This window comes from Kitasatospora sp. NPDC001664, assembly GCF_053596675.1.
Genome location: NZ_JBSFGS010000007.1, coordinates 147,271 through 163,048, shown reverse-complemented (window position 1 = coordinate 163,048; position 15,778 = coordinate 147,271). Strand labels below are relative to the sequence as shown.

Below are 15,778 nucleotides of genomic sequence, written 5' to 3'. Positions count from 1 at the left end.
CTACGCGTGCTGCCCGTCCGCCAGGACGAGGTCCGCCAGGAGCAGCAGGCACTCCGGGGCCACCTTCGCGAGCTCCGGGAGCACCTGCTCCCACGGCCCGAGGGCCAGCGCCTCGACCAGCAGGGCCCGCCCGCGTTCACCGGTCCCCCACGCCTCGGCGACGGAGGCCAGGGACTTGCTCCGGCGCTCCAGGTCCGTGACGCTCTCGGCGACGGCCAAGGCCGCCTCGGGCTGGCCGGCCCGCGCCATGCCACGGGCGACCAGGGGCTTCGCCCGGTCACACATGACCGGGGAGTCGATCTCGGCCAACCTCTGTACGGCTTGACCGAAGTCGCCCGCCGCCGCCAGCCCCCCGGCCAGGTACCCGAGACTCCGTTCGTGCTCCATCGCGTCGTCGATGGAGTCGGTCACCGCCACCGCCCGCGCCAGGTCGCCCGCGTCCACCAGCTTCTCGACCGCGGCCGACAAGAGTTCGGGAATCGCGTCCAACGGCAGGTCCTCGCTCAGGGCCAGCGCCGTATTGACGTCCCCTGCCGCCAGGTAGGCGCGCGCGGCGCTGTACCGGTCCCAGCCCCTCCGGTACGGCGAATCACCGGCCTCCGCCAACTCTCCGAGCTGACGAGCCAGTTCGTACGCCTCGCCGAATCTCCCCGCTCCTCCGAGTGCCTCGGCCATGGCCGCCAAGGCGCTGGGCCGGTCCACGAGCCGGAGGCTCCCGACCTCCTCGGTCAGGCTCTCCAGCATCCGCTCGGACTCGCCCTCGCTCTGAACGGCATACGACCCTCCGAGTACGTGGGCCAGGTCCATCGCGCGACCGAGACCGGGCTCCGCCTCGTCGGCGAGTCCGGCGGCTCGGAGGAGCACGCGGCGCCCGAGGTCGTGATGGCCGGCGCCGCCCAGCACCCGGGCGAGGACGGAGAGCTCCTCGACACTGCCACGGGAGACGACGGAGTCCCTGGCAAGGCTCGTCGCAGCCGCCGCCACCGAGCGGGCCTCCTGGACAAGCCCGGCCGTGCACAGGAAGTCGGCAGTACCGACCAACAGCTCCACCCGGTCCCTCGGCGGGACCCACTCGTCCACCGCGTCCAGCGTCATCTCCGCCAGCGCCCCGCACTCCTCGGTGGCTCCGGCAGCTCCCAGCACGGCGCCGGCGGCGTTGAGCACCGCCACGGCGTCGCGCGGGTCATCGAGGTGCTCCGCCAGCCCGAGGGCGGCGGCCAGGTCCCCACCGGCCGCGACCGCGCACCCGACGAGCGCCCTGGCCCACCCTCGCTCCGCTTCGTCGGCGGGAAAGCGGTCGGCGAGCAGCAGCGCCAGGTCGGCGCGCCCGGCCGCCACCAACGCCGGTGCGACGTCGGCGAAGAGCCACTCCATCTGCTCCGGCTCGGTCACCGTCTCGAACAGCTCGGCCATGGCGACCGCCGTCTCCCGGCCGAGCGCTCCGAGAACCGGATCCGACGAGATCTCCCGAGCGACGATCGCGAGGACGTGTGCGCGACCGGAGGCCCAGTCCCTCGCGTACGCGGTGGCGAGGACCCCGTTCACCAGCTCCGTCGCCCTCTCGACCTCACCCATCCTGCGGAGCACGACCGCCAATGCACACCGGTGTTCGGCCTGGGCCATCACGTCGGTCGCGTCGTCCAGGGCCTCAAGGGCCGCGGCGGCGTACGGCTCGACGGTCACGACGTCGGCGGCTCCCCCGCCGCCGTCTGCCGCCACGAGCGCCTTCAGCGCCCCTAGCAAGGCCTCTGCCCTCTCCTTCCCTGCGGGCATCTCCAGGGCGAACCGCAGGGCGTCGCCGTACCGCCCGGCCTCGGCGAGGCCCAGCACGATCGCGGTGAGGACCCGCGCCCGGTCCTCCGGATCCCCGACCGCGTCGGCCAGACCGACCGCGTGGCTCAGGTGACCGCCGGCCGCGAGCTGCTCCGCCGCTGCCGCGAAGGCGAACGGCCGCTCCACCACGCCCCGTTGTGACCGGGCCAGGCCGACCGCGCGGTCCGCGTCGCCGAGCCGCGCCCAGAGGGCGATGAGCCGGTGTGGCAGGTTGACCATCCGGCCGTGCAGCCGATCGCGCGCCACCGCGACCGCCACGGCGGTGCCCACGTCGTGGCGCCCGGTCCGGCGCCCCTCGGCCAGCGTCAGATCCATGGCGGCGGACAGTTCGCTCAGCCCGTGGAAGTCGGATCCGGTCAGCAGCCAGAGCCGCTCGTGCCGGGCCGGGTCGCACACCAGCTGCGCCAGCCGCCGACTCCCTCCCACCTCCTGGAGCAGCTGGGCGTAGCCGCGCAGCAGGTACTCAGGCGTCTCCTCCGGCCACCCCGCCTCCCGGTAGGTGTCGGCCCAGGCGTGCAGCCGCTCCTGATGGGCCTTCAGCTCCACCTCCATGACGAGCTCGGCGGCGCTCCGCTGGATCTCCTCGTGCGCCAGCAGGTAGGCGTCGGGCCCGTCGGCGCGCCAGGTGGCCGAGCGACGCCGGAAGCTCCGCCCGTCCACGGCGGAGAGTTCACGCTCGACGAGGCGCGGGCGACTACCCGTCAGCGCGGCCAGGTCCGCTGCGGTCAGCCCACCACCCGCCGCCACCGTCAGCCCGACGAGCTCCCGGCCGAGGCCGCCCCCGTCGAGCAGTCGCACCAGGTCCCGTTCGGCCAGCGACCGCACGGCCTGCGCGTGGGGTGACGGTGCGAGCCAGTGGTCGATCTCGGTCGAGCGGAGCGGGTGGGCCTGGCCGACGTCTTCGGGAACCGGCGGGTGCGGGCGGCCGGCCACCACGATCCGCATGCCGTGCGCGGGCACCCTCGGGAGCAGCGCGGCGATGCTGTGGCTTTCCGGACCCGCCGTCACGCCTCGGTCCTCGTCCAGGCCGTCCACCACCAGGACCAGCCGCCGCCCGCGCTCCGCGCACCGCCGCGCCGCCCGGTCGATCGCGAGCCGCAGCTGCTCGTCCCGGGTGTAGGGGGTGGTGAGCGGTTCCTCCTCGCCCAGCAGCTCGTACAGCTGCCGTTGGACCACCGCGCAGAAGGCGGCCGCGTCGTTCTGCGCGGCCATGCGGGAGGTGATGAAGAACGAGACGATGTCGACGCCGGGCGGGGGATCCAGCACCAACTGCGCCAACAGCGCGGACTTTCCGGCCCAGGCGGGCGCCAACCACCTCCAGTAGGAGGCGGCCACCGCCTCGGCCGTGCAGAACGCCGCCAGCTCGGCCAGCTCCGCCTCCCGCCCCCTGAACTCGGCCGCCGCGATATCGCCTACCTGGTGCAGGTAGCCGGACGGCGCGGGGGCCCGGATGCCGACGTGCACGTCGCCGTTGATGACCCCGCTGTTGGCCACGGAGGACTGGCCCGAGGCCGTCGCACTGCCGGAGCCCTTGACCGCGTGCCCGCCGCCCTCGCGCATTCTCCGGCGCCCTCCGTCACTGCCGTTGCCGCCCACCGGTCGGTCAATCGTAGTGGCGGCGCCGGCCCGGATGACGCCCCGTCAGCCCCGTCAGCCCTCTCGGCCCCGTCAGCCCTCTCGGCCCCGTCAGTCGGCGGTGGACACCGTCCGCGCGCGGAGGCGCCGGAGCATGCGGGCGTCCTGGAAGCCGACCTCGCGGGCCGCCGCCTCCACCGTGGTGCCCTGGGTGATGAGGTGTTCGGCGCGTTCCACCCGGAGCTCCTGCTGGTAGCGGAGCGGGGTGAGGCCGGTGGCCTGGGTGAAGCGGCGGGTGAGGGTGCGTTCGCTGAGGCCGGCGGTGGTGGCGAGGTCGGTGAGGGTGAGGCGGTCGGCGAAGCCGGCGTCGATCTGGTCCTGGACGCGGTGGACGGAGTCGCTGAGGTGGGAGCGGTGGCGCAGGACGGCGCTGGCCTGGGGCTCGTCGCCGTTGCGGCGGGCGTAGACGACCATGTCGCGGGCGACCCGGGCCGCCGCGGCGGGGCCGTGGCGGACGGCCAGCAGGTGGAGGGCGAGGTCGATGCCGCTGGCGATGCCGGCGGAGGTGATCACCCGGTCGTCCTCGACGTAGAGGACGTCGCGCACCACCGTGGTGGCCGGATAGCGGTGGGCGAGCTCCTCCTGGAGCTCGTGGTGGGTGGTGCAGCGGCGGCCGTCCAGCAGGCCGGCCCGGCCGAGGGCGTCGGCGCCCGCGCAGACGCTGGCGACGGTGCCGCCCGCCGCGTGATGGGCCGTCAGCCGCTCCAGGGTGGAGGAGCACAGCGGCACCTCCACCGAGAGCGAGGAGGAGTGCCAGCCGGGCACCACCACCAGGTCGCCCGCCGCGAGGGCGGGCCACTCGGTGGAGGCGCGCAGGGCGAGGCCCTGGGCGCTGGACACGTCTTCCCGCTCGGCCACGTACCCGGTCCGGTAGCCGAGGCCGAAGTCGGCCGCGGTGGAGAACACCTGGGCGGGGCCGGCGAGGTCCAGCAGGTGCAGGCCGGGGACGAGCAGGAAGAGCACCAGGGTCACGATCCGGTCAGCTCCTTCACGGTGGTGACCCGCGCGAAGCGGCCGGCGAGGGCGTACTCGGTGCGGGCGATGATCTCCTCGGTGGACAGCGTACGCGGGTCGGCCAGCACCTCGGCCAGGGTGCGGTCGGCGGGGGCGTCGCGGTGGGCGATCGGGTGGGTCGCGGTCGCGTCGACGACGAAGGTGACCTCGTAGCCGAGGTCGGCGGCGACCCTGGTGGTGGTCTCGCAGCACTGCTCGGTGCGGATGCCGCAGACCGTCAGGTCCCGGATGCCCTGGAGGGTGAGGAGCTGCTGGAGGTTGGTGGTGGTGAAGGCGTTGTGGCTGGTCTTCACGAGCGTGGGCTCGCCGGAGGCGGGGGCCAGGCCGTCGATCAGGCGGACGAAGCCGTTGGCGGGGTCGAAGACGGTGCCGGTGCCCGGGTCGGCGTGCAGGACCCAGACCACCAGGTCGCCCTGGGCGCGGGCGTGGTCCACCAGCCGCTCCACCTTGGAGACGATCTCCGGGTCGGAGACGGCGGCCCAGTCCTCGCGCTGCCGGAAGGACTCCTGGACGTCGATGACGATCAGTGCGTTGGTCATGCCTCCATCCTGGCCGCCGGGGAGCGCCGGCTGAAGGCACCATCGGGGCCGGATGCGGAACGATCCGGTCATCGGCGGGCGGCATCCGAAGCAGGATTCGGACGGGATCACTCCGGTTCGGGGCCCCAACGACCAGCCCTGCCGGGGGTGTTGACGCATTGAGGCGGGCATGGCATTTTTCAGCGGCCTGAGTGTGCGCATCCGTTCGTGCGCTCGGCGTTCCCCCACAAGGAGACCCATGTTCAAGGGACTTACCGCCGGGCTCGGCACGGCCGCGATCGTCGCGGGCCTGCTGACCTCGGCCGTCACGCCGGCCCAGGCCGTACAGGCGGGCGACCTGACCTCCACGATCGCCCTGAGCAACTGCTCGGCCTCGCTGGTGCGTTACCCCTCCTCGGTGTCCACCGACCGCGCGCTGATGCTGACCAACGGGCACTGCCTGCCGAGCATGCCCTCGGCCGGCCAGGTGATCCAGAACCAGACGGCCAGCCGCTCCGGCACCCTGCTCAACGCCTCCGGCGGCTCCCTCGGCACCGTGAACGCCGACAAGGTCCTGTACGCGACCATGACCGGCACCGACGTGGCGCTCTACCAGCTGACCGACACCTTCGCGTCGATCACCTCCAAGTTCGGCGCCACCGCGCTGACGATCGCCGACACCCACCCGGTCAACGGCTCGTCGATGTTCATACCGTCGGGTTACTGGAAGCAGACCTGGAACTGCTCGATCAACGGCTTCGTGGGCACCCTGCGCGAGGACCAGTGGACCTGGCAGGACTCGATCCGCTACAGCGCGGGCTGCAACACCACGCACGGCACCTCGGGCTCGCCGATCGTCGACGCCACCAGCAAGCAGGTGGTCGGCATCAACAACACCGGCAACGACGACGGCGCCATGTGCACCCTGAACAACCCCTGCGAGGTGAACGCGGACGGCACCACCACCGCCACCAAGGGGCAGAGCTACGGCCAGGAGGTGTACTGGTTCACCACCTGCCTGGGCACCAACCGCGCCATCGACCTCAGCGTCAGCGGCTGCCTGCTCACCAAGCCGGCCGGGACCTCCCCGACCGTCACCAACCCGGGCAACCAGACCACCGCCCTGAACGGTGCCGTGGACCTCCAGATCAGCGCGACCGGCGGCACCGCCCCGCTGACCTTCTCGGCCACCGGCCTGCCGGCCGGCCTGACCATCTCCTCCTCCGGCCGGATCACCGGCACCGTCACCACGGCCGGCAGCTCCAACGTCACCGTGACCGCCAAGGACGCGGGCAACCGCACCGGCTCCACCAGCTTCTCCTGGACCGTCAACGGCGGTGGCGGCGGCACCTGCACCCCGGCGCAGCTGCTCGGCAACGCGGGCTTCGAGTCCGGCAACACCACCTGGACCATCACCTCGGGCGTGATCGACAGCGGCACCAGCAAGCCCGCCCGCACCGGCTCCTACAAGGCCTGGCTGAACGGCTACGGCTCCTCGCACACCGACAGCGCCTCGCAGACCGTCTCCATCCCGGCCGGCTGCAAGGCCACCCTCGGCTTCTACCTGCGCATCGACACCGCCGAGACCGGCACCACCCAGTACGACAAGCTCACCGTGACGGTGAACGGCACCGCGCTGAAGACCTACTCCAACGTGGACGCCGTCTCCTCCTACCAGCTGCGCACCTTCGACCTCTCGGCCTACGCCGGCCAGAGCGTCACCCTGAAGTTCAACGGTGTCGAGGACGCGTCGCTCGCGACCAGCTTCCTGATCGACGACACCTCCATCGCCACCAGCTGACGCACCGACAGTTCCCGGCCCCGGCAGACCGTTTCGTCAGCCGGGGCCGGTAGCGTGCCCGCATGGACAACCTGAAGAACGACGGACCCCCGGTGACGGTCGAGCAGATAGCCGGGGCCCTCGCCGCCCTGGGCTACTTCCAGGGCGAGCCCGGCGCGGAGGCCCTCGCCCGGTTCGCCGCGATGCACAGGACCGCCGAGCTCTACCGGATGGGGCTGCTCAACTCCCTGCTGGGCGTGGTGCAGGCGGAGGCGATGAGCTCCGACTTCGAGTGCCCGGACGACGACGACATGCAGTCGGTCTGGCCCGCGCAGCTGGTCTCCGCCGGGGTCGGCGAGAACGACCTGCTGCAGGCCAACTTCGTCGCCTGGCAGATCTGGCGGGCCTCCTTCCCGCTCTCCCTCTTCGCCCGCAGCGGGAACGCGGGGCCGGTGGCCGTGGCGGCCGCGTACTCCGCCGAGGCGGCGCAGCTGCTCACCAACACGATGGCCGCCGGCTTCGACGCCATCGAGAACGGCGACGACGAGGTCCTCGCCGCCCAGCGCCAGATGCTGGCGATGGTCCGGCAGCGCCTGCAGGACTCCCTCACCCACGTCGACGGCTACCTGACGGAGATCGGGTCGTAGCCCCACGCCGCGTCAGAAGCCGGGCTGGGCCGTCGCGGTGAGCAGGTGGGCACCGGTGGCGGCCCAGCGGCCGGCGAAGGAGCGGGGGGCTCCTGGGGTGGTGGGCAGGCGCAGGTGGGCGTGCCAGGTGCCGTCCGGGCTGAGCGTGACGTCGGCCTCCTCGAAGCCGAGCGGGCGGTGGGTGAGCGGGTACCAGGCCTTGAAGACGCTCTCCTTGACGGAGAACAGCAGTCGGTCCCAAGGGAGTTCGGGGGCGCGGCGGTGCAGGGTGGCCAGCCGGGTCCGTTCGGCGGGGAGCGAGACGGCCTCCAGCAGGCCGGGGCCCAGCGGCGCGCGCGGCTCGGCGTCGATGCCGAGCGTGGGCAGCTCGGCGCGGCGGGCGACCACCGCGGCCCGGTAGCCGGTGCAGTGGGTCATCGAGCCGACCAGTCCGGCGGGCCAGCGCGGTTCGCCCCGGGGGCCGGGCAGGATCGGGGCGGGCGGCTCGCCGAGCCCGGCCAGGGCGCGGCGGGCGCAGGCCCGGACGGCGGTGAACTCGCGCAGCCGCCCGGGGACCATCCGCTCCGTCAGGGCGGCCTCCTCGGGCAGGAGTCCGGCCGTCTCCGGCTCGGCGGTGGACTCGGCCCAGGCCACGCCCCCGGGCAGCAGCCCGCCGATCACCGGAACCCACCGCCGCCCGCCGTGGCCTCCCCCGCTGCCGGGAAGACCCGGCGCAGGCCGCTCGGTCCGCCGCGCGGCCGCCACTCGCGGGGGTAGCCGAGCGAGACCTCCTCGAAGCGGACGCCGTCGTGGACGGTGCTGCGCGGGATGTGCAGGTGGCCGTAGACCACCACGCCCGCGCCGTACCGCACATGCCAGTCGGCGGTGTGCTCGGTGCCGCACCAGAGGGCGAACTCCGGGTGGCGCAGGATCAGGGTCGGCTCCCGGCGCAGCGGGAAGTGGTTGACCAGGACGGTGGGCAGGGCGGGGTCGCGGGCGGCGAGCAGGCGCTCGGACTCGGCCAGCCGGGCCGCGCACCAGGCGTCCAGGCCCGGGTACGGGTCGGGGTGCAGGAGGATCTCGTCGGTGCCGACCACGCCGGCGGCCCGGGCCACCGCGAGGGCCTGCTCCTTGGTGGTGGTGCCGCGCGGGCGGAAGGTGTAGTCGTAGAGCACGAAGAGCGGGGCGACGGTGACCGGGCCGCCCTCGCCACGCCAGACGGCGTACGGGTCCTCGGGCGTCAACACGTCGAGCTCGCGGCAGAGTTCGACCAGGGCGCGGTAGCGGGGCTCGCCGCGCAGCTGCACCGGGTCGTCGGGGGTGGTCCAGAGCTCGTGGTTGCCGGGGGCCCAGATGACCTTGGCGAAGCGTTCGCGCAGCAGGCCCAGGGTCCGGCCGATGTCCTCGAAGGTCTCGGAGACGTCCCCGGCCACGATCAGCCAGTCCTCCGGCGAGGTGGGGTGCAGCCGTTCGGCCACCTCGCGGTTCTCGGGATAGCCGACGTGCAGGTCGCTGACGGCGTACAGGGTGCCCCCGGTCATGCCGGTACCTCCAGGGTGGTGACGGCCGCGAGCAGGCGCCGGGTGTAGGCGGCGGCCGGGCGGGCGAAGACCTCGGTGACCTCACCCGTCTCCACCAGCCGGCCGTCCGTCATGACCGCGACGCGGTCGGCCAGGTGGTGGACCACGCCGAGGTCGTGCGAGATGAAGAGCATCGCGAGGCCCAGGTGCTGCCGCAGGTCCGCCAGCAGGTCGAGGATCTGGGCCTGCACCGAGACGTCGAGGGCGGAGACCGGTTCGTCGCAGACCAGCACCTCGGGCGCGGGGGCCAGGGCGCGCGCGATCGCGACGCGCTGGCGCTGGCCGCCGGAGAGCTCGGCCGGGCGGCGGGGCAGCAGGGCGGCGGAGAGGCCGACCTGGTCGAGGAGTTCGGCCACCCGGGCCCGGCGGGCCCGGCCCCGGACGCCGGTACGGGCCACGGCGGCGCCGACCACCCGCTCCACGGTGTGGCGGGGGTCGAAGGAGCCCAGCGGGTCCTGCGGCACGGACTGCAGGCGCAGCCGCTGGGCACGGCGCCGCCGTTCGGGCAGCTCGCTCCAGGGGGCGCCGCCGAGGCGGACGGTGCCGGAGTCCGGCTGCTCCAGCCCGAGCACCATCCGCGCCACCGTGGTCTTGCCGGAGCCGGACTCGCCGACCAGGCCGAGCACCTCCCCCGCCGCCAGGCTCAGCGAGACGCCGCGCACCACAAGGCGGCCGCCGAACGCCTTGCTGACCTGGTCGACCTCCACGACGGGGGCGGCCGCCGGGGCTGACGGTCGGTCAGGGGCGGTGAGCGGCCCCGCGGTCGCGGCGGAGGGCTCCAGAACGGGGTTCCAGCAGCGGGTGCCGTGGTGGTCGATGGCCGGGAGGGCCTCCAGGCAGGTGCGGTCGGCGCGGTCGCAGCGCGGCGCGTACGGGCAGCCGTCGGGGGTGGGGCGGGGGCGGTCCACGACGGGCGCGGAGAGCCGGCGGCCCCGGGTGGCGGGGCCGGGGACGGCGGCCAACAGGGCGCGGGTGTAGGGGTGGCGCGGTTCGGCGAGCAGGCGCTCGGTGGGGCCGGTCTCGACGATGCGGCCGCCGTACATCACCGCGACCCGGTCGGCGGTCCGGGCCACCACCGAGAGGTCGTGGCTGATCAGCAGCAACGCCGTGCCACCGCGCCGGAGTTCGGCCAGCAGGTCGAGCACCTGGGCCTGCACGGTGACGTCCAGCGCGGTGGTCGGCTCGTCGGCGATCAGCAGGTCGGGCGAGCCCGCCAGGGCGGAGGCGATCAGGGCGCGCTGGCGCAGTCCGCCGGAGAGCTGGTGCGGGTACTGAGCGGCGCGCCGCTCCGCCTCCGGCACGCCCGCCCGGGTGAGCAGGGAGGCGGCCAGCGACGGGAGTTCGCGCCGGGGCGCGAGGCCGTGGACGCGCAGCGGTTCGGCGACCTCCGCGCCGACGGTGTGCAGCGGGTCGAGCGAAGTGAGCGCGTCCTGGAGCACCAGGCCGATCCGCCGACCGCGCACCCCGCGCCAGCCCGCCTCGCCGAGGGCGGTCAGGTCGGTGCCGTCGAACTCCAGCCGACGGGCCGTCACCGCGGAGCCGGGGCCGGTGAGTCCGACCAGGCTGCGGGCGGTGACGCTCTTGCCGGAGCCGGACTCCCCGACCACGGCCAGGCACTCCCCCCGGTCGAGGGTGAAGGAGACCTCCCGGACGGCACGCACCGCGCGCTCGCCGACGCCGAAGCGCACGTCCAGTCCTTCGACGGTGAGCAGCGTCATGCGGGGGTCCTCCGGGTGAAGCGGCGCTGCGCGCGGCGGCCGACGGCGTTCACCGCTAGCGCGGTGAGGGTGATGGCGGCGCCCGGGAAGACCCCGATCCACCAGGCGGTCTGGAGGAAGCTGCGGCCCTGGGAGAGCATCGCGCCCCACTCCGGGGAGGGCGGCTGCGGGCCGAGGCCGAGGAAGCTCAGGCCGGAGGCGGCGATCAGGGCGGCGCCGAAGCCGACGGTGGCCAGCACCAGCATCGGGCCGACGGCGTTGGGCAGCACGTGACGCAGGACCAGCTCCCAGGTGCGCACGCCCAGCAGCCGGGCCGCCTCCACGTAGCCGGAGCGCTGCACCACCCGGGTCTCGGCCCGGACGATCCTGGCGTAGCCGGGGACGAAGGCGATGGCGATGGCGGCCATCACGTTGCCCGAGCCGGTGCCGAGCACGGTGACGGCCAGCAGCGCGAGCAGGATCGGCGGCAGCGAGAGCAGGATGTCGGCGGCGCGCATCAGCACCTGGTCCGTGGTCCGGCCGCCGAGCGCGGAGGCCAGCCCGAGGGCGGCTCCGCCGGCCACCGCGAGGGCGGTGGCGCCGAGGCCGAGCAGGATCGAGGGGCGGGCGCCGTGCAGCACCCGGGAGAACAGGTCGCGGCCCAACTGGTCGGTGCCGAACCAGTGCTGGGCACTGGGGGCGGCCAGCGCGTGGATCGGGTCGGTCTCCACCGGGGAGGCGGAGGTGAACAGGCCGGGGGCGATGGCGACTGCGGTGATCAGGGCCAGCAGGGCGGAGGCCAGGACCAGGGTGGTCCGGCCGGAGGCGGCGGTCTGGGCCATGGTCAGCGGCTCCTCAGGCGGGGGTCTGCGGCGAGGTGGAGCAGGTCCACCAGGGTGGAGATGAGCACGAAGACCAGCGCGGAGAGCAGCACCAGGCCGATCACCAGCGGCATGTCCTTGTTGACGGCGCCCTGGAGGCTGAGCGCCCCGATGCCGGGGCGGCCGAAGACCGTCTCGACCAGCACGGCGCCACCGAGCAGCGAGCCGGTCAGCCAGCCGGTCAGGGTGGCCACCGGGCCGGCGGTGTGCCGCAGGGCGTGGCGCAGCAGCACGGCGGCGGGGGCCAGGCCGCGGGAGCGGGCGGTGAGCACGAAGGGCTGCCCGAGGGCGGTCTCCAGGCCCTCGCGGAGCACCTGGGTGAGCACCCCGGCGAGCGGCAGGGCCAGGGTCACGGCGGGCAGCACCAGGGCCGAGAGGTCCTGGTCCCCGGCGACCGGGAAGATCCGCAGCTGGAAGGAGAAGGCGGTCAGCAGCAGGATGCCGATCCAGTAGGAGGGGCTGGAGACCGCGAGCAGCTCCAGCAGCGAGCTCAGGGCCCGCAGGGCGGGCCGGCGGCCGGCCGTCGCCGTGGCGGTGAGCAGCGCCAGGGCGACGGCCAGCACCAGGGCCGCCAGGGCGAGCTGGACGGTGGGGCCGAGCTGATCGCCGATCAGCCCGGCCACCGGCCGCTGGAGTTGGTAGGACTCCCCCAGGTCGCCGCTGAGCAGGCGGCCCAGGTAGTGCAGGTACTGCACCGCGACCGGCTGGTCCAGCCCGTAGGTGGCCCGGATCTCCGCCTTCACCTCGGGGGTGGCGGCGGTGCCGGGGCCGAGCATCACGGTGACGGGGTCACCGGGGACCAGCTGGAGCGCGGCGAAGGCGACCGTGGCGGCCCCGATCAGGACCGCGAGGGCACCCAGCAGGCGGACGAACAGCCTTCGCAGCACCCCGAGCGTCACCGAGCGGAGCCCCTGAGGGGCCGTCAGGTCGTTCTCGGTCATGTCACTTACCCAGCCAGGCGTCGTGGAAGCGGAGCCAGGTGTTCGGGTCGGCGGTGAGGCCGTGCACCTGGGCGGACTGGCCGACGGTGGCGGTGCGCACGTACAGCGGCACGATCAGGCCGAGCTCGATCGCGCGCTGCTGGGTCTTGCCGTAGACCTCCTGACGGACCGTCTTGTCGAAGGTCTCCTTGCCCTTGGTGGTCCACTCGTCCAGCTGGGCGTCCTTGTAGAAGGTCGCGTTCTGGCCGCCCTTGGCGGGCTGGCTGGCACTGTGGAAGTACAGCCGCAGCACGTCCGGGTCGAACCGGGCCCAGCTGTAGTCGGCGATGTGCACCTTGCCGCCGTAGACCTGGGCGATGTAGGTGCCGATGTCGAGGCGGGGGCGGGTGACCTCGATGCCGATCTTCTTCAGGTCGGCCTGGATGGCCTGGCCGAGGGTGTCGCGCTGCTCGCGGACGAACTCGGTGGGCGGCAGCGGCCACTCGATGGTGAGCCGCTGGCCGTTCTTGGTGCGGTAGCCGTCGGCGTCCTTGGTGGTCCAGCCGGCCTCGTCCAGGGACTTCTCGGCGAGCGCCTTGTCGTAGGCCCAGCTGTTCTCGAGGGACTTGTCGTAGTAGGGGGTGGTGGGCGCGACGGGGCTCCAGGCCCGCTTGTTGACGCCGAAGTAGACGCTCTTCACGTCGGTGTCGACGTCGATGCCGCGCTGCACCGCCTTGCGCACCAGCGGGTCGTCCAGCGGGGCCTTGGAGGTGTTGAGGACGAGGGAGTACACCGCACCGGGGGCGTCGGTGGAGACGGTCTTCAGCTTGGCGTCGGCCTGGACGGTCTTCACGCCGGACGGCGGGATCGGGTCGGCGACCTGGACCTGGCCGCTGTTGAGCGCGCCGAGCCGGACGGAGTCCTCGGTGAGGAAACGGACCGTCAGCTTGTCCAGGTAGGCGGGGCCCTGGTGGGCGGCGCCGGCCGGGGCCCAGTTGTAGTCCGGGTTCTTGGTGAAGACGGCGCTCTGGCCCTTGGTGTAGGCGGAGAAGACGAACGGTCCGGTGCCGACGTCGGCCGGGCCGCCGGCGCCGAGCTTGGAGCCGTTCTCCTTGATGGTCTTCGGCGAGTAGAAGCCGAGGTAGGGGGTGGAGGCGGCCTGCAGGAAGGGGGCGAAGGGCTCCGAGAAGGTCACCTTCACGGTCTTCGGGTCGATCACCTCGGTGCCGCTGTACGGGCCGAGCAGGCTGGCCGCGTACTGGGACTTGGTCTCCTTGGCCACGATCCGGTCGAAGTTGACCTTCACGGCCTCGGCGTCGAAGGGGGTTCCGTCGGTGAACTTCACGCCCTCGCGCAGGTGGAAGGTGAAGCTCTTCAGGTCCGGCGCGGCCTCCCACTTGGTGGCCAGCCAGGGCTGGAACTCGCCCTTGGCGTCCTGCTGGACCAGGGAGTCGAAGACGTTGCGCTGGATCGCGCCGGTGACGTCCTGCTGGCTGACGTGGATGTCGAAGGAGATCGGCTCCACGTCGGTGGCGTAGGTGAGCGAGCCGCCCTGGACGGGGGCGCCCTGCGCACCGCCGTCCTTGGCCGGGGCCGCCGAACCGGTGGCGCCGGAGCCGCAGCCGGTGAGCAGCAGGGTGCCCGCGGCGAGTGCGGCGAGCAGCGGGACGGGACGGGGCCCGGTTCTGGGCATCGGTGTGCTCCGTTTGTTGCGAGAGGAAAGTAAGAGGTGCTGAGCTGCTCGGAAGTCTGCCGAGGCAGTGCCGCAGGCGGACCCCTACGCAACCCCTAGCCCACCCCTGGGCTGCCCCGCCGGGCCACGGGTTCCGCCACCTGACCGGGCCGGGCGATCCCGACCGCGCCCTCGTCAACTCCGGCCGTCTGATGCATGCTTGGTTGCCCGCCGATCGCCATCGGGGCGATCCGAGGCGGAGGGGGGAATTGCATGTCGTCCACCGGAACACCGGCGATCCCACCACGGCCGACCGCACCGCCGTCGACCGGCGGCGTGCCGTACGGCTCCGTCGTGGTGCGGGTCGACAAGCGGCTGCTGTGGGTCGGGAACGCCGCCTACCCGCTGAACAACGTCACCAGGGTCTGTGCGACGGCGCTGGAACCCGACCGCCGCGCGGCGCTCCACCGGGTCTGGATGCGGTTCCTGGCGTTCGCCGCCTTCGGCGTGGTCATCGTCATCGCCACGACCAATTCCTACGGCAACACCGACGAGGACGTCGCCCTGACCGTGGCCGGACTGCTCACGGCCTACCTGCTCTGCGACGCGCTGCGCGCGATAGCCGGCAGCTCGGTGCCCGTCCTGCTGGTGGACACCGCCGGGGGCCCGACCGCGGTGGTGACCTCCTCGGATCGGCGCAGGATCACCGAACTGCTCGACATCCTGACCCACACCCTGGAGAACCCCGACCACGAATTCCGGTACACGATGCAGAGAGTGACGGTGAATCCGAGGTACTACCAGATCGGCGACAACATCAATCTGTACGGCGGCAGCGGCAACGCGGGGAAGGTGCTCACGTGAACCAGCACCACGGGGACAACATCCACCTGCACGGCGGCAGCGGGAACATCGGCAAGGTGGTCCACCACCACGCCACCGCTGCCGACCCGCCGGAGCTGGCCCGGGCACTGGCCGCCCTCGCCGGCCAACTGCGCGAGATCCGGGAGCTGCTGGGCCCGCTCGACGCCGAGGTGGTGGCGGAGACCCTGGCGGTGATCGAGGCGCCGGCGCCGCCCGCGCAGGAGCGGCGCCGGGCGCTGCTGGCGGTGGCGGGCATCGCCGCCACCGTCGGCGCGGTCGGGGCCCCCGTGGCGGAGGCCGTGCAGCGGGTGCTGGCGCTACTGGGCTGAGCCGGGGAGCGGGTAGCGGGGGACGGAGGTCCGGCTGAGGATGCGCCAGCCGGCCTCCGTCCTGGTGTAGACGTCGACGTAGTCGCCGTTGTGCACCCTGCCGTCGGCGAGGATCGCCAGGTAGCGGCTGCGGCCGCGGGCGGTGCCGTCGTCCTCGGCCCAGAAGGTGCTGTCCAGGGTCTGGTGGTCGGGGGATTCGGGGCCGAGGTCGGCGCTGAACGCCCGGATGGCCTCCAGGCCCTTGAACAGGGCACCCGTGCGGGCGAGTTCGATGACGCCGTCCTCGGCGAAGACGGTGCCGAGGGCCTCGGCATCGGCGTTGTCGAAGGCGTGCGAGAAGCGGGCCAGCAGCTGGCGCAGCTGCTCGGCGTCCTCGACGGTCAGGCGGTCGGTCATGTCAGGTCTCCTGGGGACGGGAACGGGCCCGGC

14 protein-coding genes are annotated in these 15,778 nt (G+C 73.3%); 4 read left to right on the top strand and 10 right to left on the bottom strand.

Annotation, left to right across the window (positions count from 1 at the left end; all coding sequences use genetic code 11):
• The 3 genes from ACWCYY_RS12580 to ACWCYY_RS12570 form a co-directional block, all read right to left on the bottom strand.
• On the bottom strand, window positions 1-3,393 hold the full coding sequence (locus tag ACWCYY_RS12580; RefSeq protein WP_449795987.1) for a hypothetical protein: 3,393 nt from the start codon (window positions 3,391-3,393) through the stop codon (window positions 1-3).
• 126 nt (window positions 3,394-3,519) lie between these two features.
• Entirely contained in the window at window positions 3,520-4,440 is a 921-nt protein-coding gene (locus ACWCYY_RS12575; protein ID WP_345280051.1) for a GlxA family transcriptional regulator, read from the bottom strand.
• Window positions 4,437-5,021, bottom strand: a complete 585-nt coding sequence (locus ACWCYY_RS12570; protein WP_449795986.1) for a cysteine hydrolase family protein — start codon at window positions 5,019-5,021, stop codon at window positions 4,437-4,439. Before ACWCYY_RS12570 ends, ACWCYY_RS12575 begins: the two co-directional genes overlap by 4 nt.
• A 238-nt stretch (window positions 5,022-5,259) precedes the next feature.
• Here ACWCYY_RS12570 and ACWCYY_RS12565 point away from each other — a divergent pair, with 238 nt between their 5' ends.
• Window positions 5,260-6,801, top strand: a complete 1,542-nt coding sequence (locus ACWCYY_RS12565; protein WP_449795985.1) for a putative Ig domain-containing protein — start codon at window positions 5,260-5,262, stop codon at window positions 6,799-6,801.
• A gap of 62 nt (window positions 6,802-6,863) precedes the next feature.
• Window positions 6,864-7,427: a DUF6245 family protein gene (locus ACWCYY_RS12560; RefSeq protein ID WP_449795984.1), complete on the top strand. Its 564-nt coding sequence runs from the start codon at window positions 6,864-6,866 to the stop codon at window positions 7,425-7,427.
• A gap of 12 nt (window positions 7,428-7,439) precedes the next feature.
• Here ACWCYY_RS12560 and ACWCYY_RS12555 read toward each other — a convergent pair whose 3' ends face one another.
• The 6 genes from ACWCYY_RS12555 to ACWCYY_RS12530 are packed head-to-tail and all read right to left on the bottom strand — an operon-like array spanning window position 7,440 to window position 14,177.
• Window positions 7,440-8,087 (bottom strand): 4'-phosphopantetheinyl transferase family protein, encoded by a 648-nt coding sequence (locus ACWCYY_RS12555; RefSeq protein ID WP_449795983.1) that lies wholly within the window; start codon window positions 8,085-8,087, stop codon window positions 7,440-7,442.
• Window positions 8,084-8,947, bottom strand: a complete 864-nt coding sequence (locus tag ACWCYY_RS12550; protein WP_449795982.1) for a metallophosphoesterase family protein — start codon at window positions 8,945-8,947, stop codon at window positions 8,084-8,086. Before ACWCYY_RS12550 ends, ACWCYY_RS12555 begins: the two co-directional genes overlap by 4 nt.
• Window positions 8,944-10,704 (bottom strand): dipeptide ABC transporter ATP-binding protein, encoded by a 1,761-nt coding sequence (locus ACWCYY_RS12545; protein ID WP_449795981.1) that lies wholly within the window; start codon window positions 10,702-10,704, stop codon window positions 8,944-8,946. Before ACWCYY_RS12545 ends, ACWCYY_RS12550 begins: the two co-directional genes overlap by 4 nt.
• Window positions 10,701-11,525 (bottom strand): ABC transporter permease, encoded by an 825-nt coding sequence (locus tag ACWCYY_RS12540; protein ID WP_380149659.1) that lies wholly within the window; start codon window positions 11,523-11,525, stop codon window positions 10,701-10,703. The genes ACWCYY_RS12545 and ACWCYY_RS12540 overlap by 4 nt, the downstream gene beginning before the upstream one ends.
• Window positions 11,526-11,527: 2 nt before the next feature.
• Window positions 11,528-12,505 carry an ABC transporter permease gene (locus ACWCYY_RS12535; RefSeq protein WP_345280041.1) on the bottom strand — a complete coding sequence of 326 codons (978 nt, stop codon included), beginning with the start codon at window positions 12,503-12,505 and terminating at the stop codon, window positions 11,528-11,530.
• 1 nt (window position 12,506) lies between these two features.
• Window positions 12,507-14,177, bottom strand: a complete 1,671-nt coding sequence (locus ACWCYY_RS12530; RefSeq protein ID WP_449795980.1) for an ABC transporter substrate-binding protein — start codon at window positions 14,175-14,177, stop codon at window positions 12,507-12,509.
• Window positions 14,178-14,429: 252 nt separating this feature from the next.
• Between ACWCYY_RS12530 and ACWCYY_RS12525 the strand changes: the two genes are divergently transcribed.
• Together ACWCYY_RS12525 and ACWCYY_RS12520 are read left to right on the top strand one after the other, a co-directional pair.
• Window positions 14,430-15,020, top strand: a complete 591-nt coding sequence (locus ACWCYY_RS12525) for a DUF6232 family protein (RefSeq protein WP_345280037.1) — start codon at window positions 14,430-14,432, stop codon at window positions 15,018-15,020.
• Entirely contained in the window at window positions 15,017-15,349 is a 333-nt protein-coding gene (locus tag ACWCYY_RS12520; RefSeq protein ID WP_345280035.1) for a hypothetical protein, read from the top strand. The genes ACWCYY_RS12525 and ACWCYY_RS12520 overlap by 4 nt, the downstream gene beginning before the upstream one ends.
• Here ACWCYY_RS12520 and ACWCYY_RS12515 read toward each other — a convergent pair.
• Window positions 15,338-15,745: a nuclear transport factor 2 family protein gene (locus tag ACWCYY_RS12515; RefSeq protein ID WP_345280033.1), complete on the bottom strand. Its 408-nt coding sequence runs from the start codon at window positions 15,743-15,745 to the stop codon at window positions 15,338-15,340. The two genes, ACWCYY_RS12520 and ACWCYY_RS12515, sit on opposite strands and share 12 nt — an antisense overlap.
• Between the last annotated feature and the right edge of the window lie 33 nt (window positions 15,746-15,778).